The 20,910-nt window shown below is 62.3% G+C and carries 17 protein-coding genes and 1 pseudogene; 9 read left to right on the forward strand and 9 right to left on the reverse strand.

Annotated features, from left to right (window positions below; genetic code table 11):
- Positions 1-4: 4 nt before the first annotated feature.
- Positions 5-2,005 (reverse strand): U32 family peptidase, encoded by a 2,001-nt coding sequence (locus FH041_RS05605; protein WP_140174248.1) that lies wholly within the window; start codon positions 2,003-2,005, stop codon positions 5-7.
- 208 nt (positions 2,006-2,213) lie between these two features.
- Here FH041_RS05605 and FH041_RS22920 point away from each other — a divergent pair.
- Positions 2,214-2,447, forward strand: a pseudogene (locus FH041_RS22920) (hypothetical protein); the annotation flags it as partial.
- A 105-nt stretch (positions 2,448-2,552) separates the two neighbouring features.
- Positions 2,553-2,990: a hypothetical protein gene (locus FH041_RS22925; RefSeq protein ID WP_028687480.1), complete on the forward strand. Its 438-nt coding sequence runs from the start codon at positions 2,553-2,555 to the stop codon at positions 2,988-2,990.
- A 145-nt stretch (positions 2,991-3,135) separates the two neighbouring features.
- Here the strand turns inward: FH041_RS22925 and FH041_RS05615 are convergent, their stop codons facing one another.
- Complete coding sequence (locus tag FH041_RS05615; protein WP_027914909.1) at positions 3,136-3,516, reverse strand: RidA family protein; 381 nt, start codon at positions 3,514-3,516, stop codon at positions 3,136-3,138.
- 126 nt (positions 3,517-3,642) lie between these two features.
- Here FH041_RS05615 and FH041_RS05620 point away from each other — a divergent pair, with 126 nt between their 5' ends.
- Positions 3,643-4,356, forward strand: coding sequence for a class I SAM-dependent methyltransferase (locus FH041_RS05620; protein WP_028687479.1), 714 nt, complete (start codon positions 3,643-3,645; stop codon positions 4,354-4,356).
- Between the two features lie 5 nt (positions 4,357-4,361).
- Positions 4,362-5,294: a LysR family transcriptional regulator gene (locus tag FH041_RS05625; protein WP_110606432.1), complete on the forward strand. Its 933-nt coding sequence runs from the start codon at positions 4,362-4,364 to the stop codon at positions 5,292-5,294.
- 49 nt (positions 5,295-5,343) lie between these two features.
- On the opposite strand, the gene FH041_RS05630 is transcribed toward FH041_RS05625, so the two are convergent.
- Together FH041_RS05630 and FH041_RS05635 are read right to left on the reverse strand one after the other, a co-directional pair.
- Positions 5,344-6,495 carry an acyl-CoA dehydrogenase family protein gene (locus FH041_RS05630; protein ID WP_028687477.1) on the reverse strand — a complete coding sequence of 384 codons (1,152 nt, stop codon included), beginning with the start codon at positions 6,493-6,495 and terminating at the stop codon, positions 5,344-5,346.
- 16 nt (positions 6,496-6,511) lie between these two features.
- The gene (locus FH041_RS05635; protein WP_140174249.1) at positions 6,512-7,582 is read right to left on the reverse strand and encodes an enoyl-CoA hydratase/isomerase family protein; all 1,071 of its coding nucleotides are present in this window, start codon (positions 7,580-7,582) and stop codon (positions 6,512-6,514) included.
- Positions 7,583-8,133: 551 nt separating this feature from the next.
- Between FH041_RS05635 and FH041_RS05640 the strand changes: the two genes are divergently transcribed.
- A complete protein-coding gene (locus FH041_RS05640; protein ID WP_104926251.1) occupies positions 8,134-8,439 on the forward strand; it encodes a DUF3077 domain-containing protein in 306 nt (101 codons plus the stop codon).
- A 171-nt stretch (positions 8,440-8,610) separates the two neighbouring features.
- On the opposite strand, the gene mobA is transcribed toward FH041_RS05640, so the two are convergent.
- From mobA to FH041_RS05655, 3 genes are all read right to left on the reverse strand, one after another.
- On the reverse strand, positions 8,611-9,186 hold the full coding sequence (gene mobA / locus FH041_RS05645) for a molybdenum cofactor guanylyltransferase MobA (protein WP_027914915.1): 576 nt from the start codon (positions 9,184-9,186) through the stop codon (positions 8,611-8,613).
- Between the two features lie 61 nt (positions 9,187-9,247).
- Positions 9,248-12,376: an efflux RND transporter permease subunit gene (locus FH041_RS05650; RefSeq protein WP_110606434.1), complete on the reverse strand. Its 3,129-nt coding sequence runs from the start codon at positions 12,374-12,376 to the stop codon at positions 9,248-9,250.
- An 11-nt stretch (positions 12,377-12,387) separates the two neighbouring features.
- A complete protein-coding gene (locus FH041_RS05655) occupies positions 12,388-13,563 on the reverse strand; it encodes an efflux RND transporter periplasmic adaptor subunit (RefSeq protein ID WP_027914917.1) in 1,176 nt (391 codons plus the stop codon).
- A gap of 208 nt (positions 13,564-13,771) precedes the next feature.
- Between FH041_RS05655 and FH041_RS05660 the strand changes: the two genes are divergently transcribed.
- The 4 genes from FH041_RS05660 to ilvA all read left to right on the forward strand — a co-directional run bounded on the left by FH041_RS05660 (position 13,772) and on the right by ilvA (position 18,032).
- On the forward strand, positions 13,772-14,467 hold the full coding sequence (locus FH041_RS05660; RefSeq protein WP_049696125.1) for a response regulator transcription factor: 696 nt from the start codon (positions 13,772-13,774) through the stop codon (positions 14,465-14,467).
- A gap of 6 nt (positions 14,468-14,473) precedes the next feature.
- Positions 14,474-15,781, forward strand: coding sequence for an ATP-binding protein (locus tag FH041_RS05665; RefSeq protein WP_140174250.1), 1,308 nt, complete (start codon positions 14,474-14,476; stop codon positions 15,779-15,781).
- A gap of 81 nt (positions 15,782-15,862) precedes the next feature.
- Positions 15,863-16,294: a PACE efflux transporter gene (locus tag FH041_RS05670; protein WP_023535716.1), complete on the forward strand. Its 432-nt coding sequence runs from the start codon at positions 15,863-15,865 to the stop codon at positions 16,292-16,294.
- Positions 16,295-16,472: 178 nt separating this feature from the next.
- Complete coding sequence (gene ilvA / locus FH041_RS05675; protein ID WP_140174251.1) at positions 16,473-18,032, forward strand: threonine ammonia-lyase, biosynthetic; 1,560 nt, start codon at positions 16,473-16,475, stop codon at positions 18,030-18,032.
- 9 nt (positions 18,033-18,041) lie between these two features.
- Here ilvA and FH041_RS05680 read toward each other — a convergent pair whose 3' ends face one another.
- Entirely contained in the window at positions 18,042-19,223 is a 1,182-nt protein-coding gene (locus FH041_RS05680) for a hypothetical protein (protein ID WP_027914920.1), read from the reverse strand.
- Between the two features lie 58 nt (positions 19,224-19,281).
- Positions 19,282-20,901: an NADP-dependent glyceraldehyde-3-phosphate dehydrogenase gene (locus FH041_RS05685; RefSeq protein ID WP_049695911.1), complete on the reverse strand. Its 1,620-nt coding sequence runs from the start codon at positions 20,899-20,901 to the stop codon at positions 19,282-19,284.
- Between the last annotated feature and the right edge of the window lie 9 nt (positions 20,902-20,910).

Here is a 20,910-nt window from a genome sequence, read left to right on the forward strand (position 1 = left end):
CGCCTCAGTGAGGCGCGCGGACGATGGTCTTGAGCAGATCTTCCGGGCTGATGTGGCCGACGACCTGGGCCACGGCGCTGCCAGGGGTCGGCAAGTCGATGATGTGGTTCTTCATCTTGCCGATCACATGCATCTCGCAGGGTTTACAGTCGAACTTCAGGGTCAGTACTTCATCCCCTTGAACCAGCTGCATCGGCGCCACCTTGGTGCGCACTCCGGTCACCCCTTTGGCCTGTTTGGGGCACAGGTTGAAGGAGAAGCGTAGGCAGTGCTTGGTGATCATCACCGGCACCTCGCCATGCTCCTCATGGGCTTCATACGCCGCGTCGATCAACTGCACCCCATGGCGGTGATAGAAATCCCGGGCTTTCTGGTTGTAGACGTTGGCCAGGAAGGACAGGTGCGACTCGGGATACACCGGCGGCGGCGAGGTTTCCGGCTTGCGCCGGCCATGGGGGTGCGCCTGGATGCGTTGCTCGGTCAGCGTCTCGATGGCCTGCCGGCGCAGGGCCTTGAGCTGCGAGTTGGGAATGAAGAACGCCTGGGGGGCATCCAACTCGATGCTGTCGGCGTGGTAGAGCGTGGTGCCGAGTTGGCCAAGCAGGTCATGCAGCTGGTCCAGTGCTTGCTCTGGCTTGTTCGCCGGGCCGAATGGGCCATCCAGGGCGACTTGCACATGCACGCCTTCCTCGCTGGTCACGTTCAGGGTCAAGCGCTCCTCGCGTAATACCGCCTGCCAACGTACGCCGATGCGGCGCTCGGCCGAGGTCCGTTGCAGGGCCTGCTGCCAGTTGTGGTCCAGATTGCGCGAAAGCGGATGGTTTGGCCTTAGCTTGTGCAGCCCGGCAGGCATCTCGTTCGGTTCCACCCGGTAGCGCCAGCGTTTTTGGCCATCTTCTTCGAACTCGCCGCGTGCCTCGGCGATGTTGGCCCTGAACCCCACCACTTCGCGCTTGACCAGCACATTGAGGCCATCGCCGTTGGTCAAGGGTACGTCGGTGACGACCTGCAGGTCGCGCTTGCCCACTTTCTCCACCACACCCACCGGCAGGCCGGTGAACGTAGGGGAGTCGAAGGCGCCGATATCGACCTTGCGGTCAGTCACGAAGTAGTCGGTGCTGCCGCGGTGGAAGGTTTTGTCCGGGTCCGGTACGAAGAAGTGCGCGGTACGGCCGCTGGAAGCGCGGGCCAGGGCAGGGCGGTCTTCCAGGATGGCGTCGAGCTCCTTGCGGTAATGGGCCGTGATGTTCTTCACATAGCCCATGTCCTTGTAGCGCCCCTCGATCTTGAACGAGCGCACGCCGGCATCGACCAGGTCGCGCAGGTTGGCGGTCTGGTTGTTGTCCTTCATCGACAGCAGGTGCTTTTCGAACGCCACTACCCGACCTTGGTCGTCCTTGAGCGTGTAGGGCAGTCGGCACGCCTGGGAGCAGTCGCCCCGGTTGGCGCTGCGACCGGTCTGGGCGTGGGAAATGTTGCATTGCCCGGAGAATGCCACGCACAGCGCACCATGGATGAAGAACTCGATGGCGGCGTCGGTTTCGGCGGCGATCGCACGGATTTGCTGCAGGTTCAGCTCGCGTGCAAGTACCAGCTGAGAAAAGCCGGCCTGGTCGAGAAACTTGGCCCGCTCCAGGGTACGAATGTCGGTCTGGGTACTGGCATGCAGCTCGATGGGTGGAATGTCGAGCTCCATGACCCCCAGGTCCTGCACGATCAGCGCATCGACGCCGGCGTCGTACAGCTGGTGAATCAGCGCGCGCGCCGGCTCCAGCTCGTTGTCATGCAAGATGGTATTGATGGTGGTGAACACGCGCGCATGGTAGCGATGGGCGAATTCGACCAACTCGGCGATATCGCCCACCTCGTTGCAGGCGTTATGACGGGCGCCAAAGCTAGGGCCGCCGATATAGATGGCATCGGCGCCATGCAGGATGGCCTCGCGGGCGATGGCCACGTCGCGGGCAGGGCTGAGCAGTTCCAGGTGATGCTTGGGAAGGGACATGTCGTTATGGTTTCGGCTGTCACGGTATAGCCGGGCATTGTACCGACGATTCGGCCGGGCGACACCATCGGGCTGCGCTGGTCGGATGAATGCCTCTTGTCAGGCTGCGCCTGTGTTTCAACGACCTGGTATTTATGGCAGTTGCCTACAGTAGGCTCTCTGGACAGAGTAGGGCTGACAAGTCCATTGATGCAGGGAGGTGTATAACATGCTCAGGCCGGCATCCGCTTCAGGGCGTTGTCGCTTAACCCTTGTCACGCCTACGGCCTATACCCCGTATGGCTATAGCGCCATCGCACGCCTTTCCCAAACGGGTTACGTTGGGGCGGTACAGGAGGGGCTGCGGGGCTGTTATGGGTTTGGCCAGGGCTATAGATACCTCAACAGTGTCATGATGAGATTTGAAACACCCGATTCGTTGAGTCCGTTCGACCAAGGCGGCCTCAACGCCTATGCGTATTGCGCAGGCGATCCAGTCAATCACGTCGACCCAACTGGACACCTATTGGAAAGATTGAAGTTTTGGAAGCGGCCCAGATCTGCTCCCATGACGCCGTTAAAGCCGGAGATCGATTTTGGATTGGCGCAGGCCAGAGCACAACTCAAGCACACGCTCGGTATTTTACTGCGCCCAGAGAAAAGCAATGATTTGCGCAGTAATTTCATGGCTACATTGCGCGATAAACGCTTTAGAGAGCCCGCAGCGCAAGCGCTTGGTACCGACTGGCTCAATCGTCTTGAATCCAATCAGAAGGTTTGGGAATTTTTTGCTTCCGGAGAGTACCTGGACAGGCACTTCACCCGAATTCTGAAGCCTGATGCTGCCATCATCACCCGCTACATTGCAACAGAAGCTACCCTTGCGGCCTCTGGAATCGGACCAGAATCTTTTGCCAAACAGCTGAAATCTTTTCGAGTCGCTTCAATGGCACAGCTCGACCGTTCCGTTTTGCTTGAACTCAAAAAAATCAGACAGCAGCTTTAGCTCATGGTCCTGCACTGATTCTGTCGGCCCAGACAAGGGCCGGCGGCGGCGTGGCATGGCTACCCTAGGGCGAGGGTTGAGCACGACCACTGCGAGCCGCCGCCAACGTGCGGCATTGAGACACCTGCCAGCAGGCGGCTAAGCGTCACTTCTTGGCCGCCATTGCCGTTACTTCCACGCGCATGCCCTCGAACGCGAGCGCCGCCACGCCTACGGCAGCGCGCACCGGCCAGGGTTTAGTGAAGAAACGTTGATAGACCCGGTTGAAGGCGGCGCGGTCGGCCATATCGGTCAGGTAGATGGTCAGGTGCAGCACCCGGTCCATGCCGCTGCCGGCTTTCTCCAGGGCATCCTTCAAAGCCTGCAACGTGCATTCGCTCTGCTCGACGATATCTCCCAACGCCAGGCTACCGTCAGGGTGTACCGGGACTTGAGTGGTCACCAGCATCCCGTTGTATTCGGCGACATCGGAGGAAATGGATTCTGGGTCGCTGTCCGGGGTGTAGACGATATCTGCATGTGCCATGAGGTCTGCCTTGCGGGGTAGAAAAGCCTCAAGCCTACGCGAGCGGCCTGCGCCGGTCGAGAGGCCGGTTTTTTGCAAAGCGCGGCATTCGCGGTCAGAATCGCCGCCATTGCAGAGAGGCTTACCGTGAACGAACACACCTTGTCCATGCGCCTGGAGCGCGTGGCCACCCATGTGCCTGAAGGCGCTCGTCTGGCTGATATTGGCTCTGATCATGGCTACCTGCCCGTGGCGTTGATGCTTCGCGAGCGCATTGAGTACGCAGTGGCCGGGGAGGTCGCCAACACCCCCTTCGCGGCCGCTCAACGCAATGTGCGCAAGCAGGGGCTGGAGCGGCGCATTGCCGTGCGCTTAGCCGATGGGCTGACAGTCATCGCGCCTGATGACCGCATCACGGTCGTCAGCCTGTGCGGCATGGGCGGCGAAACCATCTGCGAGATTCTCGAAGCGGGCAGGGCACACCTGGCGGGTGTCGAGCGCCTGGTACTGCAACCCAATGGCGCCGAGCCGCAGGTGCGTCAGTGGCTGATGAGCAATGGCTACCGTATCGTCGCCGAAGATGTTCTGCGCGAGCATCGCTTCGACTACGAAATCATCGTGGCCGAACCCGGTTATGTGGCCTACAACCCTCAGCAGTTGTATTTCGGCCCCCTGTTGATGCAGGACCATGGCCAGGCATTTCACGTAAAGTGGCAACGCATGCTTGGGCAAAAGAAGCAGACCCTTGCCAACTTCGCCCAGGCCCGCGTTGCCGTACCGCCGGCCAAGGTCGCAGACTTCGAACAACAGGTGGACTGGATCACCCGGCTGCTGGCCGAACGCCCCCATACCGAGGACTAGCCTTCATGGACATGTTGCAGGCCATGCGTACCTTCGTCCGGGTGGTGGAGTGCGGTAGCTTTGCCGCGGCGGCCAACGCGCTGGACATCTCCGCTGCTCAAGTCTCGCGCATCGTGGCGGAGCTGGAGAATCAGCTGCAAACCCGATTGCTGCACCGCACCACCCGACGCTTGCGCATGAGCGAGGCCGGGGAGCGGTTCCTTGAGCGCGCACGGCAGATACTGCTATTGACCGACGAGGCAGTGGGAGAGGCGCGGGGTGCTCACCTCACGCCCCGTGGCCGGCTACGCGTGCATTGTCCGCATGGGCTTGGATTGCTGTTGATGCCGTTGGTGGCGGGCTACAACGCGCTTTGTCCCGACGTGGTCATCGAGCTTACGCTTTCCCAGCGCAACCCTGACCCGCTCGCTGAAGGGCACGATGTGGTCATCACCGTGGACCAGGCATTGCCGGACTCACAGTTGATTGCCGTCCCCTTGGGCACGATTTTCAGTATTGCCTGTGCCGCTCCCGGCTACCTGGATGAAAAAGGCGTTCCTGCCCGCCCGGACGATCTACACCAGCATCGCTGCCTGCGCATGGCCTACCCGTTGTACGAGGGTGACTGGGTGTTTCCGCAGGCAGGTGGGGATTGCGTCATTGCACCGCAGGACAGCTTCATGACCAACGTGGCGGACGCCATGCTGGTCGCCAGCGAGCTGGGCATGGGTATTGGTCTGCTGCCGTTCTACACCGCCAGCCAAGCCATGGAACAGGGGCGCCTGTACCGGGTACTGGCCGACTACAGGCTGCGGGAAAACGCCTTGTATGCGATTTATCCCTCGCGGCATTACCTGGACGCCAAGGTCCGAACCTGGATCGACTACCTCAAGGAACGACTGCCGCCCATTTTCGTCACCCACGCCCGCCTGGTCGAAGACCCCCGTTATTGCCGCTGACGGCAGCGGGGCACAAGCTCCCGTCGTTGTAGGACAGGCAGGCCGGACCTTACAGCGCGTAGTGTTTCAGTTCACGTGCGATCAGCATCCGCTGAATTTCGCTCGACCCTTCATAGATCTGGGTGATTCGCGCATCACGGTAGTGCCGCTCGACCGGATAATCCTCAAGGTAGCCGTAGCCACCGTGGACCTGGATGGCCATCGAACACACCCGCTCAGCCATTTCCGAGGCAAACAGCTTGGCCTGTGACGCCTCGGACAGGCAGGGCCTGCCGGCGCTGCGCAGGCGCGCGGCATGCAGGATCAGCAAGCGAGCCGCATTGATCTGCACCTGCATGTCAGCCAGCAAGTTCGCAATGCTCTGGTGTTCGTGGATCGGCTTGCCGAACTGGACACGTTCCCGGGCATAGCCCAGCGCCGCTTCGAAGGCAGCCCGGGCGATGCCCAGAGCCTGGGCGGCGATGCCGATTCGGCCGCCTTCGAGATTGGACAAAGCGATTGCCAGGCCTTTACCGCGCTCGCCCAGCAAGTTGCCAGCCGGGATACGGCATTGGTCGAGTGTGACGGCGCAGGTATCGGACGCGCGAATCCCCATTTTGTGTTCGGTACGATCGACCTTGAAGCCGGGGTTGTCTGTCGGTACCAGAAACGCCGACAGCCCTTTCTTGCCAAGGTCAGGATCGGTCACGGCGAACACGACGGCCAGCCCGGCGCGACGGGCATTGCTGACGAACTGCTTGCTGCCGTTGATCACCCACTGCCCGTCGATCAACTCGGCGCGGGTGCGCAGGTTATGGGCCTCGGATCCTGCCTGGGGCTCGGTCAGGCAGAAGCAGCCAATCACCTCGCCACTGGCCAGCCGCGGCAGCCAGTGCTGCTGCTGTTCGGGGCTACCGTAGGCCAGCAACGGGCCGCACCCCACCGAGTTATGGATGCTCATCAAGGCCCCGGTGGAGCCACACCCGACTGAAATCTCTTCCACCGCCAGCGCATAGGCCACGTAGTCGGTATAGCTACCGCCGAAGGCCTCGGGGACCACCATGCCCAGCAAGCCAAGCTCACCCATGCTGCGCACGACGGCGTCATCGATCCAGCCGGCCTTTTCCCACGCCTGGGCATGGGGGGCGATCTCGCCGCGGGCGAAGTCGCGGGCCATGTCACGGATCATGATCTGCTCTTCGCTCAGTTCCACGTCTTGCATCTGCTTGCTCCCGGGCTCACAGGCCTTCGAAGAATTGGTCGACCCGCTGGCGGTCCAGCCCCTGCAATGTAGGGGGGGTCCAGCGCGGCTGCTTGTCCTTGTCGATGATCAGGGCGCGCACCCCCTCGATGATGTCGCCGTGCTGGAACCACTGGCGATCCAGGTGCAACTCCATGGCGAAGCACTCTTCCAGGCTCAACTGTCGGCCGCGTCGTAACATCTGCAACGTCACGGCCATGGCCAGTGGGGATCGGGTTTCCAACAGCTCTGCAGTGGCAACGGCCCAGGCATGGCTGTCGCCGATGCTGACGGCACGCAACTGCTCGACGATGGCTGCCATATCGGGCAGGGCGAAGAAGTGATCGATCGCTGGGCGCAGCGCAGCCAGTGGTGGCGCTTCCAGCGCCTGTGTGCCCAGGCGCGCCAGCAGGTTCTGCAAATCCTTGAGCGGATTGTCATTGAGGGATAACTGGTCCAGCTCGCGATCAAGGGTTTCGATCTTGTCGCTCGTCACATACCAGTTGGCCAGGCCGCAATACAGGGCATCGGCCGCCTGGACCTGTGTGCCGGTGACGCCGAGGTAGGTCCCCAGCTCGCCCGGCAGGCGGGACAGGAAGTAGCTGCCCCCCACGTCGGGGAAATAGCCGATGCCCACCTCTGGCATGCCCAAGCGGCTGCGCTCGGTGACCACCCGCAGCTCGCAGCCCTGCGCCAAGCCCATGCCCCCGCCGAGGGTAAAGCCGTCCATGAGCACCAGGATAGGCTTGCGGTAGCGGTGTATCAGCAAGTCCAGGGCATACTCTTCGGCGAAGAAAACCGCGTGCAGGTCGTCACCGGCTTTGTAGCTGTCATGCAGCGAGCGGATATCACCACCGGCGCAGAAGCCCTTCGGCCCTTCGCCGCGCAGTACGACGGCGCGGATGTTCGGATCACCGGCCCACGCGTCCAGGTGCTTGCGCAAGCTGCGCACCATGTTCAAGGTCAGGGCGTTCAACCCAGCGGGGCGGTTGAGACGCAGGTGGCCGATCTGGTTGCGAACCTCGCTCAGAATGTGTTCGGTAACCGGCGTCTGAATAAGCGCTGTCATTGCGGTCTCCCTGCTTGTTATTGATTTTCCATGTGAAATCTGGAGTTCGCTGGAGGATCGCTGGATCCTGGCATGCGAATTTGCCTAGTACAATCGACAATTGTGCAGGGGCATCGTGCATTTTTGCGCCGATGCCCGTTGCGTTGCCAGTCAGCGTGAATGGGAACTGCACGCTGATGGGTCACAGGCGTTCACTGTAGCGCGAACCAGGCGCCAGTAGGCGTTATCGGCGCCCTGCTAAGACACTTACAAGTGTTTCAAGCGGGGCTTTTGGCTTGAAAGCACCGTGCGAGAGGGTTAGTCTTCGCGGGCTGCTGTCAATCCAGCAGTCGGGTTTGGTAGCCCGAATTGATCAAGGCGCACAAAGCGCCCGCTTTCGCTATGGTTGGCGCATTTTTTGTGCTCGGTTGTAGCGTTTTATGGCGGCTGTGCGTAGGGCGCCTCTGTGCGCGCCGGTTTCCTTGATTCCCGGTCTACCAACCTGCGCATAGCCGTCACCATTTCGTTTGGTAGCGATTGATGGCGGCTCCTGATGAATCAAGGAGCACACCATGACAAAAGGGTTACCTGATCCTCCTGCCAGTCTCACAACCGCGCCCACATCCTTCTCTACCTGCGAAAGCAGCCATCCGCCTTTGTTTTCGGTACGTCCGGGCGTCGATCTCGAAGACGCGCTGGTGCACTTGTCCACGCTGTTGCGTGGCGCCTATGCCGCTAATCTGAAGGCCATGGAGTTGGCCAATGGGACCTGTTTCGACCTGTTGCTGGGCAATGACCATGGACTGGAATCGGCGACCGCAGTGGTGGAGGCTTTGTTGAATGGGTTGGAGGCTCGGCGGCTGGTAGCTCACCGCTAGTCGGAGACGGCGGGGTGCGCCTAGGCAGTGGCGGAGTCAACTGCCTGGCTCCGGCCTGGGTGGTTAGCGAACTCCCAGGCTCAACGCGGTATCGCCGGGTCTGCGCTGCGAAGCTAGATTCCTAAGGCCCTGGCGCGCCTTTAGTATCGAAAAAAATCGACAGCCCCCTTGTCAGCCCTCAAGCCATTGCGGGCTGTTGAAATTATTCAGCCGGCAATCCTCTTCAGCGCAATCAACTGCTGCCACGGGCGCGCCGAGCAAGGCTCTCTGCAAACTGCGCTCCCCAGCATTCCAAGCCTGCTCAAGCAGCGGCAGGATGGCGCGGGGCAGCACGCTGAACATCGGTTGCCAATACCCACCCTGGCGGACCATCGCGGCACTGTTCGCCGCCAAGGCGGCGCGCCGCAGGTCGTTGACCAGCACCTGATCGACCCGCGGCGCATCACAGGCGAGCACCACCACCCAATCGTGCCGCGCTATCGCCAACCCGGCAAGCACGCCAGCCAGTGGGCCAGGGAAGCCGGTCTCGGCATCACACACGCAGTGCTCGGCGTACCGCTGGTATATCTGCTGATTGCGATTGCACGAAACGATCAGGTCATCACTGAGGCCCCGAACCACCGCATGCACGTGGGCAATCAGAGGGCGGCCTTGCCAGTCGATCAGCCCTTTATCGCGCCCGCCCATGCGTTGGCCACGGCCGCCGGCGAGCATGAGGACAGAGCAAAGGGGCAGGGTAGCAGGCATGAAAAAGGGTTCCTGGCAGTCAGTGCCAGAAACCCTCCCATTTCACGTTCCGCTTGTCCAGTCAGTGACTGCGCGGGGCTGGCTCGTCGCCAGGTTCCTGTGGCCGCCGGCGCCGGGACAAACGCATCACCACGACGAAGAATACCGGCACGAACACCACCGCCAGCGTGGCGCTCAACATGCCGCCAATGACCCCTGTACCGATGGCCTGCTGGCTTGCCGAACTGGCACCGGTGGCGATGGCCAGTGGCACCACCCCAAGGATGAACGCCAGGGACGTCATCACGATGGGCCGCAGGCGCAAGCGGGCAGCCTCGATGGCAGCCTGGGTGGCATCCATGCCCTGGTCCATCAGGCTTTTGGCAAACTCGATGATCAGAATGGCATTCTTTGCCGACAGCCCGATCAAGGTGATCAGCCCGACCTTGAAGAACACGTCGTTGGGCATGCCACGCAGCGTGACTGCCAGGACCGCGCCCAGAATCCCCAGGGGTACCACCAGCAGCACCGCCGTGGGGATCGACCAGCTTTCATACAACGCCGCCAGGCAGAGGAACACCACCAGCAGCGACAGGGCCATCAGCACCGGCGCTTGACTGCCCGAGAGCCTTTCCTGCAGCGACAACCCAGTCCATTCCAGCCCAACACCAGCCGGCAGCTGCGCCACGATTCGCTCGATCTCGGCCATGGCTTGCCCCGAGCTTTGCCCGGCCGTCGGCTCACCAGAAATGGACACCGCCGGGTAACCGTTGTAGCGCGTCAACTGGACCGGGCCGCTAACCCATCTGGGCTGGACGAAGGCGCCAAGCGGCACCATCTTGCCGGCGCTGTTGCGCACATGAATCTTCAGCAAGTCCTCCACCTGGCTGCGCTGATCGCCCTCGGCCTGCACCACCACCCGCTGCATGCGGCCCTGGTTGGGAAAGTCATTGACGTAGCTCGAACCCACCGCCACGTCCAGCACTGAGCCGATATCGGCGAACGAGACGCCCAACGCATTGGCCTGACGGCGATCGATCTCCAGCTCCACTTGTGGGCTTTCGGCCAACGATGCCTCGCGCACGTTTGTCAGTACCGCGCTCTTGCTCGCCTTGGCCAGCAGTTCATCACGGGCAGCCATGAGTTGGGCGTGACCAAGCCCGCCCCGGTCCTGCAGGCGGAATTCGAAGCCAGTGGACTCGCCAAGCCCGTCAATCGGTGGTGGCAGTACGGCGAAGGCGATGGCGTCCTTGAGTTGCGTGAATGCCATGTTCGCGCGATCGGCAATGGACTGGGCACTGTCCTCAGCGTCACGCTCGGACCAGTCCTTGAGGGTCGTGAAGGCTAGCGCCGCATTCTGGCCACTGCCGGAGAAGCTGAAACCCAGAATCACCGTGGTATTGCCCACGCCAGGCTCATCGCCGTTGTGCGCCTCGATGTGAGCCGCCACCTGCTCGGTGCGCATGCGGCTGGCGCCAGGCGGCAGCTGGATATCGGTGATGGTGTAACCCTGGTCCTCGGTCGGCAGGAAGGCCGTGGGCAGCTGACTGAAGCCGTAGCCCAGCACGCCCAGCAGCACGGCGTACACCAACAGGTAGAGCCCGCTGCGACGCAGTGCCTGCGACACCCAGCCCTCATAGCCCTTGCTCATGCCCTCGAAGCGCCGATTGAACCAACCGAAGAAACCGCCGCGCTGATGGTGCGCACCTGGGTTCACAGGCTTGAGCAAGGTGGCGCACAACGCCGGCGTCAGGCTCAGGGCAAGGAAGGCCGAGAACAGGATGGAAACGGCCATGGACACCGAGAACTGCTGGTAGATCACGCCGACCGAGCCCTTCATGAAGGCCATGGGCAGGAAGACGGCCACCAGCACCAGCGTGATACCGATGATCGCCCCGCTGATCTGGCCCATGGCCTTGCGTGTGGCCTCACGCGGCGCCAGACCCTCTTCGGCCATGATTCGCTCGACGTTCTCGACCACCACGATGGCATCGTCCACCAAAATACCAATGGCCAGGACCATGCCGAACAGGGTCAGCACATTGACCGAGAAGCCCAGCATCAGCATCACGCCGAAGGTGCCCATCAGCGCCACGGGCACCACGAGTGTGGGAATCAACGTGTAACGCAGGTTCTGCAGGAACAGAAACATCACCGCGAACACCAGCACCATTGCCTCGAACAGCGTGCTGATGACCTGCTGTATGGAGACTTTGACGAACGGCGAGGTGTCGTAGGGAATGTCGTACTTCACGCCTTCCGGGAAATAGCGCGCCAAGTCCTTCATCTTGGCGCGCACCAGCGTGGCCGTTTCCATGGCGTTGGCACCCGGGGCCAGCTGCACACTGAATGCGGTGGCCGGCTTGCCGTTCAAGCGCGTGCCGTACTGGTACTCCTGCGCACCGATTTCTACCCGGGCCACATCACCGATGGTCACCACCGAACCGTCGGTATTGGCTCGCAGCACGATCGCCGCAAACGCTTCTGGTGTGGTCAGCTGGCCCTTGACCACCACATTGGCGGTGATCTCCTGGGTAGCGGGGCTAGGCTGGTCGCCGATGCTGCCGGGCGCCACCTGCGCGTTCTGTGCGGTGATGGCTTCGGCCACGTCGTTGGGGGTGAGATTGAGGCCGACCAGCTTGGCCGGGTCGATCCAGATGCGCATGGCGCGCTCGGAGCCATACAGCTGGGCTTTGCCGACCCCTTTGATGCGCCGGATCTCGTTCATCACGTTGCGCGCCAGAATGTCGGACAACGCGGTCTCGTCGAACTTGCCATCCTCGGAGGTGAGCGTGCCCAGCAGCAGGAAACCAGTGGACACCTTTTCAACCTGCAAGCCTTGTTGGGTGACCGGGCGTGGCAGGCGCGACTCGACCACTTTCAAGCGGTTCTGCACGTCAACCTGTGCCAGGTCTGGCACGGTGCCCGGCTCGAAGGTGGCGGTGATGGTGGCGCTGCCCAGGCTGCTTTGCGACTCGAAGTACAGCAAGTTGTCGGCGCCGTTGAGTTCCTGCTCGATGAGGCTGACCACACTTTCATCCATGGTAGCCGCCGAGGCGCCAGGGTATACGGCGTAAATTTCCACCTGCGGCGGCGCCACGTTGGGGTACTGCGCCACGGGCAGTTGAGGAATGGCCAAGGCGCCAGCCAGCAGGATGAACAGCGCCACTACCCAAGCGAAAATGGGGCGGTCAATGAAAAATTGCGGCATCGATCAGGCCCTCACTGGCCGGTGTGCTGGGTGGCGGAGGTGGCCTCGGGGGCGGGGTCGATCTGCACGCGTTCGCCTGCCTTGGCATGTTGCAGGCCTTCGACCACCACCTGGTCACCGGCAGCGAGGCCTTCGCGTACTACCCAGCGGTCGCCCTGTACGCTGCCCAGAACCACTTGCCGTTCGCTGACCTGCGATTGGCCATCCACGACCAGTACCTTCGGCACGCCTGCGCTGTCACGCAGGATCGCCCGTTGCGGCACACTCAGCCCTTGCGGTTGCACGGCCTGGGCCAGGCGCACGCGCACATAGCTGCCCGGCAGCAAGTCGAGGTTCGGGTTGGGGAACTCGCTGCGCAGGGTGATCTGGTTGGTAGAGGGGTCGACCTGGATGTCGGAGAACAACAGCTTGCCGGGCAGCGGGTAGGCACTGCCGTCGTCCTCGATCAAGGTGACACTGGCCTGGTCTGCGTCGACCCGTTGCAGCTGGCCGGCACGCAAAGCCTTGCGCAGCGCCGTGATCTCACGGGTCGACTGGGTGACGTCGACATGAATGGGGTCCAGTTGCTCGATGGTCGCCAGTGGCGTGGCTTCGTTCTGCCCGACCAATGCGCCTTCTGTCACCTGGGCACGGCCAATGCGCCCGGCGATGGGAGCGGTCACAGTGGCGTATCCCAGGTTCAGACGGGCCCGTTGCACAGCCGCCTTGGCCTCGGCCACTGCTGCGTTGGCTTGCAGCAGGCTGGCCTTGGCATTGTCGTATTCCTGGCCGCTGACGGCTTTGTCATTGACCAGCTCGCGGTAGCGCTGCTCCTGCAGGCGAGCTTGATAACGGGTAGCGTCGGCTCTGGCCAGTGCCGCCTGGGCGCTGTCCAGGTCGGCCTTGAAGGGTGCGGGGTCGATCTGAAACAACACATCGCCCTGCTTGACGTCGCTACCCTCGCGGTACACCCGTTTGAGCACTACGCCGGCCACCCGAGCCCGCACCTGGGCGGTACGCGGCGCCAGAATGCGGCCGTTGAGCTCGCTGGTGATGGCCAGCGGTTGCAGTTGCAGCGTTTCGATCCGCACTTGCGGGGCCGGGGCTTGCTGCTCGGGTTCGTCGCTAGCGCTGCAGCCGCCCAGGCCCAAGCCTACAAGCGCCAGAAGCGCCATGCGGCGCAGGGTAACAGTGAGTGTGTCGGACATTGGGATCTTCCGCTGATGATCTGCGCTATGCTACGGCACCCGGGTCATGGTTGGCTGTTAACAGCTGTACGGGGAGTGTGAAAAAGTGTGAAGCGATGGGTTGTGCACCACGATGTTTCTATAAGCTTGCGTCACTAGAACGCAGCGCTTACGAGGCCACACCGAGCCGGTGCGCTGCAAGTCCCTCCACCTGCCTGCCAAGCCACCCATGCCCACTATACTTCTGGTCGAAGACGACAGCGCCCTGGCCGAGCTGATCGCCAGTTACCTGCAACGCAACGAATTCGTCGTCCGGGTCATCGCCCGGGGTGACCATGTGCTGGACGAGTATTGCCGCGACAAACCCGACTTGGTGATTCTTGACCTGATGCTCCCAGGGCTGGACGGCCTGCAGGTGTGTCGCCAATTGCGTCAGCAGTCCCAATGCCTGCCGATCCTGATGCTCACCGCCCGCGATGACAGCCATGACCAGGTGCTGGGGCTGGAAATGGGGGCCGACGACTACGTCACCAAACCGTGCGAGCCACGGGTGTTGCTGGCCCGGGTGCGCACCTTGCTGCGCCGCAGCGCTAACGAACCCAGGCTGGACCATGACCTGATCGTGGTAGGTGGGTTATGCATCGACCTGGCCGAACGCACCGTCACCTGGCGCGGCGAGCCTGTCGAACTGTCGGGCGGGGAATTCAACCTGTTGGTCGTGCTGGCGCGCAATGCCGGGGTCGTGCTCAATCGCGATCGCATTCTTCAACAGTTGCGCGGTATCGAGTTCAACGGCACCGACCGCTCGGTGGACGTGGCCATTTCCAAGCTGCGCCGCAAGTTCGACGACAACGCAGGCGAAGCACGCAAGATCAAGACGGTCTGGGGCAAAGGTTATCTGTTCAGCCGTGTCGAGTGGGAGTGAGCTGCGATGTTCAAGATCCTGGTGCGGCTGTATCTGCTGATCATCGTGGCGTATGCCGGTGCCTTGCTGTTCATCCCCGACACCATCGTGGGGCTGTTTCAGGAACGCTTCATGGCCTACAACCTCACCCAGACCAAAGGCGTGCAGTCGCTGATCGTACGTCAGTTCCATCAGGCGCCTCAGGCCCAGTGGCCTGACGTAGCGAAAGCGCTGGCCGACGACTTTGCACCCTTGCAGGTCCAGCTGCTGCCCATCGACCAGGCCCACTTGAATGAAACGGAGCGCGCGCGGCTGGCGCAAGGGGAGTCGGCAGTGCGCCTGGCCCAATGGGGCTACTACGAAACCCTGCTGGCGCCGTTGGACAGCCACTGGCTGGTACGCTTGGATTCGCCGCCTGATCCCTTGGACATCAACGTCCTGTCATGGGGCGTGACGGTGTTGATCGGGGCCGCGATGCTGGGTTGCCTGTTGCTTTGGGTATGGCCGCACTGGCGTGACCTGGAGCGCCTGAAGGAAACCGCTCGGCGTCTGGGGCAGGGGCAGATGTCCGAGCGCACGCATATCTCGGTGCATTCGAACATCGGCGAACTGGCCAGGGTATTCGACACCATGGCTAGCGACCTTGAGCGCCATGTCAATCAGCAGCGCGAGCTGCTCAATGCCGTATCTCACGAGCTGCGCACGCCCCTGACGCGCCTGGATTTCGGCTTGGTGCTGCTCTTCGACGAAGTGCCTGCGGCCAGCCGCAAGCGCTTGCTGGAGCTGGTCGGGCATGTGCGAGAGCTGGATGAATTGGTGTTGGAGTTGTTGTCCTACAGCCGGTTGTACAATGCCGACCAGGCGCGCGAACGAGTGGAGGTGTCGTTGCTCGAGCTGGTGGACAGCGTGCTAGGCGGCTTTGCCGAGGAGTTGGACGGGCGGGGCATCCAGTGGGAGGTGCATGCCGACGCCGAGTTGCCGCGCTTCGTGCTCGATCCGCGCCTGACGGCCCGAGCGGTGCAGAATCTGGTGCGCAACGCCATGCGCTACTGTGAGCAGCGCCTGGTACTGCGCTTGCGCCTGGAGCCCGACGGGGCTTGCTCGCTGACGGTGGAGGATGATGGCATTGGTATCCCTGTCGAGGAGCGTGAGCGAATCTTCCAGCCGTTCTATCGCCTGGATCGCAGCCGGGACCGCAGCACGGGTGGATTCGGCTTGGGGCTGGCGATCAGCCGGCGGGCCATTGAGGGGCAGGGCGGGACCCTGACGGTCGCCCAGTCCCCATTGGGCGGTGCGCAATTTCGTATCCGCTTGCCCGCCGGGCAGGTGACCTGAAGGCTGATGCCTGGTAGTAAGCCTCTTCTTTTAACCGGCGGGATCTTGTAGCGTGTCGGGTCGTCATTCAGGGAGCTGAACATGCAAGGCAAGGCCCGCAAGATCGTCCAGGCCATTCTCTACGAGGCCATCGCCGTGGCGTGTGTTGCCCCTGCCCTGGAACTTGCGTTCGGGGCGGGGATGGCGCAGTCCACTGTGCTGTCGGTATTGATGTCAGGCGTCGCGATGAGCTGGAACATGCTCTACAACTGGGTGTTCGAGCGCTGGGAGGCGCGCCAGCCTCAGCGCAAGCGCACGCTGTTGCGCCGCTTGCTGCATGCGCTTGGCTTCGAGGGTGGCCTGGTGGTGATCCTGCTCCCGCTGGTGGCTTATTGGTTGCAAGTCAGCCTGCTGGCAGCGCTCTTGACCAATCTGGCCCTGTTCGCTTTTTTCTTCGTCTACGCCTTCGTGTTCCAGTGGGGCTTCGACAAGGTATTCGACGTGCCGTTGTCGGCGCAGCAGGCCAAGTGTTGACGCGCGACCAAGCCTCGGGCTAACGTTCGGCACATGAACCGCTATCAGCCTGCCTTCGCCAGCATTATTACCGCCATCATCAGATTGGCGGGCTAGCGCGAGCATGCACCAAACCCGCCCTGGAGGCGGGTTTTTCCATCTGACTCCTGGGCACCGTTAACCGGCCAAGGAGTCGATGATGTCCAACCTGTGTTGCGCCCCGCGAGCAATCACCCCTGAGCAACTGCTGTCCGAGCAGGTTCGGCGAATTTTGGCAGCGCCCGTGTATGACCTGGCCATCGAAACGCCGTTACAAGAGGCCGGTGGGTTGTCCGATAGGCTGGGTAATCGGGTACTGCTTAAACGCGAAGACCTGCAACCCACATTCTCGTTCAAGATCCGTGGGGCGTACACGCGACTGTCGAGGTTGACCACCCGTCAGCGTCAGGCCGGTGTAGTGACCGCTTCGGCGGGCAACCATGCCCAGGGCGTGGCCATGGCCGCCGCGCATCTGGGCATGACGGCCACGATCGTCATGCCGTCCACGACGCCTTCGCTCAAGGTCCAGGGCGTGCGCGCCCGCGGTGGCCAGGTGGTGCTGCACGGTGACAGCTTCCCTCATGCCCTGGCACATGCCTTGAAGCTGGCCGAGCTGGAAGGAGCCACCTTCGTGCCACCCTTCGATGACCCGGATGTGATTGCCGGTCAAGGTACGGTCGGCATGGAGATCCTCAGGCAGTGTCCTGGGCCGCTACAGGCTGTCTTCGTTCCGGTAGGCGGAGGTGGCTTGATTGCCGGAATCGCGGCCTACATCAAGTACCTGCGCCCCGAGGTCAGGGTGATCGGTGTGGAGCCTGAGGATGCCAACTGCCTGCAGGCCGCCCTGCAGGCTGGCGAGCGGGTGGTGCTCCCGCATGTCGGCACCTTCGCCGACGGGGTGGCCGTGGCCCAGGTGGGCGCCCACTGCTTCGAGCTATGCCGGCATTTTGTGGACGAGGTGCTGACTGTAAGCAGCGACGCGTTGTGTGCCGCGATCAAGGACATCTACGATGACACCCGCTCGATCACCGAGCCCTCGGGGGCCCTGGCGGTCGCGGGCATGAAGCAGTATGTGGACCGCGAGGGCGTTCGCGGGAAGACGCTGGTGGCCATCGATTCTGGGGCCAACATCAACTTCGATCGGCTGCGCCATGTGGCAGAGCGCGCCGAACTGGGTGAACAGCGCGAAGCGGTGATCGCGGTGACCATCCCCGACCAGCCTGGGAGCTTCCGGGCGTTCTGCCAAGCGTTGGGCAAGCGCCAGGTCACGGAATTCAACTACCGCTGCCAGCCGGGCAAACCTGCAAGGCTGTTCGTGGGTGTGCAAACGCACCCATTGCAGGATCCACGCGATCATCTGTTGAACGGTTTGCAGGCTCAAGGCTATGAGGTTGTGGACCTGACCGACAATGAGCTGGCCAAGCTGCATGTGCGCCATACCGTGGGTGGGCCTTTGGCGCCTGGAAGTAACGAGCAGGTGCTGCGTTTCGAGTTTCCAGAGCGCCCCGGGGCACTGCCGGCGTTTCTGGAGCGCCTGGGCCAGCGCTGGAACATCAGCCTGTTCCATTACCGCAACCACGGTGCAGCCCATGCGCGGGTGTTCGCTGGGCTGCAGGTGCCTGCCGATGAGCGTGCCGGGTTATCTTCGGCGCTGGACCAGATGGGTTATCGCTACTGGGACGAAACGGATAACCCGGCTTATCACCTGTTCCTCGGCTGAGGCGGCGGATCACCGCTCGCGCATGAAGAAACCGGCCACGAACTTGCGGAAGGTTTCAGGGCTCTTGAAGTCGGCATACCGTTTGAAGTTCTCGGTATCCGGCTCGGGCCCGATGGGTTGTTCGAGCAGCGAAATGGACAGTACACGGTCTTGGTCGGACGTCATCACCAGTTCATCCATGAGCTGCCCGCCGACCACCGGGCGGCGCATCTGCACCTTGACGCCCTTGCTGGCCATCCAGTCCACCAGCGATACCAATGCCTTGAGCGGTTCGCGCTCTTCATCGCGATAGACCGGAAACAGATGGCCGCGCGACAGCACCGGTACGCTGGCCACGTGGATCAGTTCATAGAAGTGACTGCCGGGAGTCGTAGGCGAATAGAGTGCCAGCGTCAGCAACGGGCCGCAGGTGCGCTGACCACCCCAGTACAGATGATGGCCCTGGAAATCGAAACCCTCTTCACTGCGGTAGTGAAAGACCTTGCGGCCCTTGATCTGGTCGATGCAGTCGAGCAGTAGTCCATGACGACGATGGTTGCCAAAGATCGTTGCTTCACGCAGACGGGCCTTGAGCATCATCATGTGCTTCATGTCCAGGCGCGTTTCCAGGTAGTTGCTGGCCGGCACCCGTTCCACCAGCGGATAGCGACTGGCCACGGCGCGCAGTTGAGCGAATTGCCCGGTCAGGTCCTGCTTCAAATGCGTGGCGTAGAGGTTGAGGCCGCTGGTCTCGATCCACGTCAACAACAAGGCCAGCAAACGCTGTTGTTCGCGGCGCTCGCCTGGCTCGTTGGTGCTTGCGCTTGCCCCCGTGCGGAAGTCGCCGATCAGCCGCAGCGGTGTGTCGGGAGGCAGCCAGGCCACCGGCTGAACAGGTGCCTGAGCACGCTCGGCCGCTTCCTGTTCATCCTTGGTGAAGGGGCAGCCCGGCGCATGTTCGGCCGTGCCTGGGTTGTTCTTGAGAAACAACGTACCGGTGTTGCCATTGAGGGTGACATTGAGCACAGGCAGGGCGTCGGTGCGGCAGTCGCAGGCCAGCCATTGATTGGCGTTGCGCACCTTCATCAGCATCTGGTTGGCCTGCAGCAGGCGGGGCCCGGTCAAGCCGCCGGTGGCAAATTCCACCAGCAGCGCGTCTTCGGCGGGCGTCAGGCTGCGCACCTGGGCGGCGGTCTTGTCGATGATACGCATTGAGCGGCTCCGTGCTATGAGCTTCAAGCTTCCAGCAAAGCGGTGCCGCTTTCAACCGTCAGAAGATGTAGTCGGTAGTCAGGAAACTCGACCGTCGATTACGGATGATGTCACTGAACAAGGCCTTGTTGTCGTCCTGGAAGCGCGTGGCCACCAGGGTGCGTATGGAAAAGACCCGCAGGGCATCGTGCACCGACAGGGTGCCCTCGGCGCTGTTTTTGCGGCCATTGAACGGATAGGTGTCCGGGCCTCGCTGGCATTGGGTGTTGATGTTGATGCGACCGACCTGGTTGGCGAAGATGTCGATCAGGTTGCCGACGGTGGCAGGGTCGCTGCCGAACAGGCTCAACTGCTGGCCATAGTCCGAGTCCAGGACGTAGTCGATGACCGTCTGCAGATCGCGGTAGGGGACGATCGGCACGACTGGCCCGAACTGTTCTTCCTGGTACACGCGCATCTGCGCCGACACCGGATACAACAGGGCGGGGTAGAAGAACGAACCCCGGCTGCGGCCCCCGTGCTCGTTGATCACCCGTGCTCCCTTGGCGGTCGCATCGTGCACCAGGCCGTCGAGGTAATCGATCTTCCCGGGTTCGGGCAGCGGTGTCAGGGCGACGCCTGGCTCCCAGGGCATGCCCGGCTTGAGGGTGGCGAGCTTGCGCGTGAACTTGTCCAGAAATGCATCGGCCACATCTTCATGGACGAACAGAATCTTGAGCGCCGTGCAACGCTGGCCGTTGAACGACAGGGCGCCCGTCAGAGCCTGGTCGACGGCGTTGTCCAAGTCGACCTGAGGCAACACAATGCCGGGGTTCTTCGCGTCCAGGCCCAGTGCCGCGCGCAGCCGATGTGGTCGTGGGTGCAGCTTTTTGAGGTCGCTGGCAGCCTTGTGGGTGCCGATGAAGGCGAAGACGTCGATCTTGCCGCTGGCCATCACTGCGCTGACGGTCTCACGCCCCTTGCCGTAGATGACATTGATGACACCGGGCGGGAAGCTGTCGCGGAAGGCTTCGAGCAGCGGGCGGATCAGCAAAACGCCGAACTTGGCGGGCTTGAACACCACGGTGTTGCCCATGATCAAGGCCGGTATCAGGGTGGTGAAGGTTTCGTTGAGAGGGTAGTTGTACGGGCCCATGCACAGCGCCACGCCCAACGGCGCGCGGCGTATCTGGCCCAGGGTGCCCTGTTCGAGTTCGAAGCGGCTGGAGCGTCTGTCCAGGTCCTTGAGGGCATTGATGGTTTCAGTGATGTAGTCGCAGGTGCGGTCGAATTCCTTTTCCGAATCCGCGAGGTTCTTGCCGATTTCCCACATCAGGAGCTTGACCACGGCCTGGCGCTGCTCGCGCATGCGCGCCAGGAAGGCCTCCACATGGCCGATGCGCTCTGCCACGCGCATGTTCGGCCATGCACCGCGCCCCTTGTCATAAGCTTGAACCGCAGCATCCAGTGCGGTCATGGCCGTGTCGGCGTCCAGCAGCGGTGCGTGGCCCAGCACCACCTGTTGCTCCTGGCCGTTGTCCTTTAGCCAAATGGGGCTACGGACTGTGGCCAACGGCCCGTCCCAATGGCGCAGTTCACCGCCCACGAGGTAGTCACGTTGTTCAAGGGGAGCCCCCAGTTGCCACGCTGGAGGTACGTCGGCGGCGTTGGGGTAAAGGTTGTCGAGCAAGGATTCCATGAAACTGCA

It is taken from the genome of Pseudomonas sp. SWI7, from assembly GCF_006351945.1.
Lineage (GTDB): Bacteria > Pseudomonadota > Gammaproteobacteria > Pseudomonadales > Pseudomonadaceae > Aquipseudomonas > Aquipseudomonas fulva.

Excerpts from the sequence above, each read along its gene's own strand:
- FH041_RS05605 (WP_140174248.1), bottom strand. The coding sequence starts at position 2,005 with ATGTCCCTTCCCAAGCATCACCTGGAACTGCTCAGCCCTGCCCGCGAC.
- FH041_RS22925 (WP_028687480.1), top strand. The coding sequence starts at position 2,553 with ATGACGCCGTTAAAGCCGGAGATCGATTTTGGATTGGCGCAGGCCAGA.
- FH041_RS05615 (WP_027914909.1), bottom strand. The coding sequence starts at position 3,516 with ATGGCACATGCAGATATCGTCTACACCCCGGACAGCGACCCAGAATCC.
- FH041_RS05625 (WP_110606432.1), top strand. The coding sequence starts at position 4,362 with ATGGACATGTTGCAGGCCATGCGTACCTTCGTCCGGGTGGTGGAGTGC.
- FH041_RS05630 (WP_028687477.1), bottom strand. The coding sequence starts at position 6,495 with ATGCAAGACGTGGAACTGAGCGAAGAGCAGATCATGATCCGTGACATG.
- FH041_RS05635 (WP_140174249.1), bottom strand. The coding sequence starts at position 7,582 with ATGACAGCGCTTATTCAGACGCCGGTTACCGAACACATTCTGAGCGAG.
- FH041_RS05640 (WP_104926251.1), top strand. The coding sequence starts at position 8,134 with ATGACAAAAGGGTTACCTGATCCTCCTGCCAGTCTCACAACCGCGCCC.
- mobA (WP_027914915.1), bottom strand. The coding sequence starts at position 9,186 with ATGCCTGCTACCCTGCCCCTTTGCTCTGTCCTCATGCTCGCCGGCGGC.
- FH041_RS05650 (WP_110606434.1), bottom strand. The coding sequence starts at position 12,376 with ATGCCGCAATTTTTCATTGACCGCCCCATTTTCGCTTGGGTAGTGGCG.
- FH041_RS05655 (WP_027914917.1), bottom strand. The coding sequence starts at position 13,563 with ATGTCCGACACACTCACTGTTACCCTGCGCCGCATGGCGCTTCTGGCG.
- FH041_RS05660 (WP_049696125.1), top strand. The coding sequence starts at position 13,772 with ATGCCCACTATACTTCTGGTCGAAGACGACAGCGCCCTGGCCGAGCTG.
- FH041_RS05665 (WP_140174250.1), top strand. The coding sequence starts at position 14,474 with ATGTTCAAGATCCTGGTGCGGCTGTATCTGCTGATCATCGTGGCGTAT.
- FH041_RS05670 (WP_023535716.1), top strand. The coding sequence starts at position 15,863 with ATGCAAGGCAAGGCCCGCAAGATCGTCCAGGCCATTCTCTACGAGGCC.
- ilvA (WP_140174251.1), top strand. The coding sequence starts at position 16,473 with ATGTCCAACCTGTGTTGCGCCCCGCGAGCAATCACCCCTGAGCAACTG.
- FH041_RS05680 (WP_027914920.1), bottom strand. The coding sequence starts at position 19,223 with ATGCGTATCATCGACAAGACCGCCGCCCAGGTGCGCAGCCTGACGCCC.
- FH041_RS05685 (WP_049695911.1), bottom strand. The coding sequence starts at position 20,901 with ATGGAATCCTTGCTCGACAACCTTTACCCCAACGCCGCCGACGTACCT.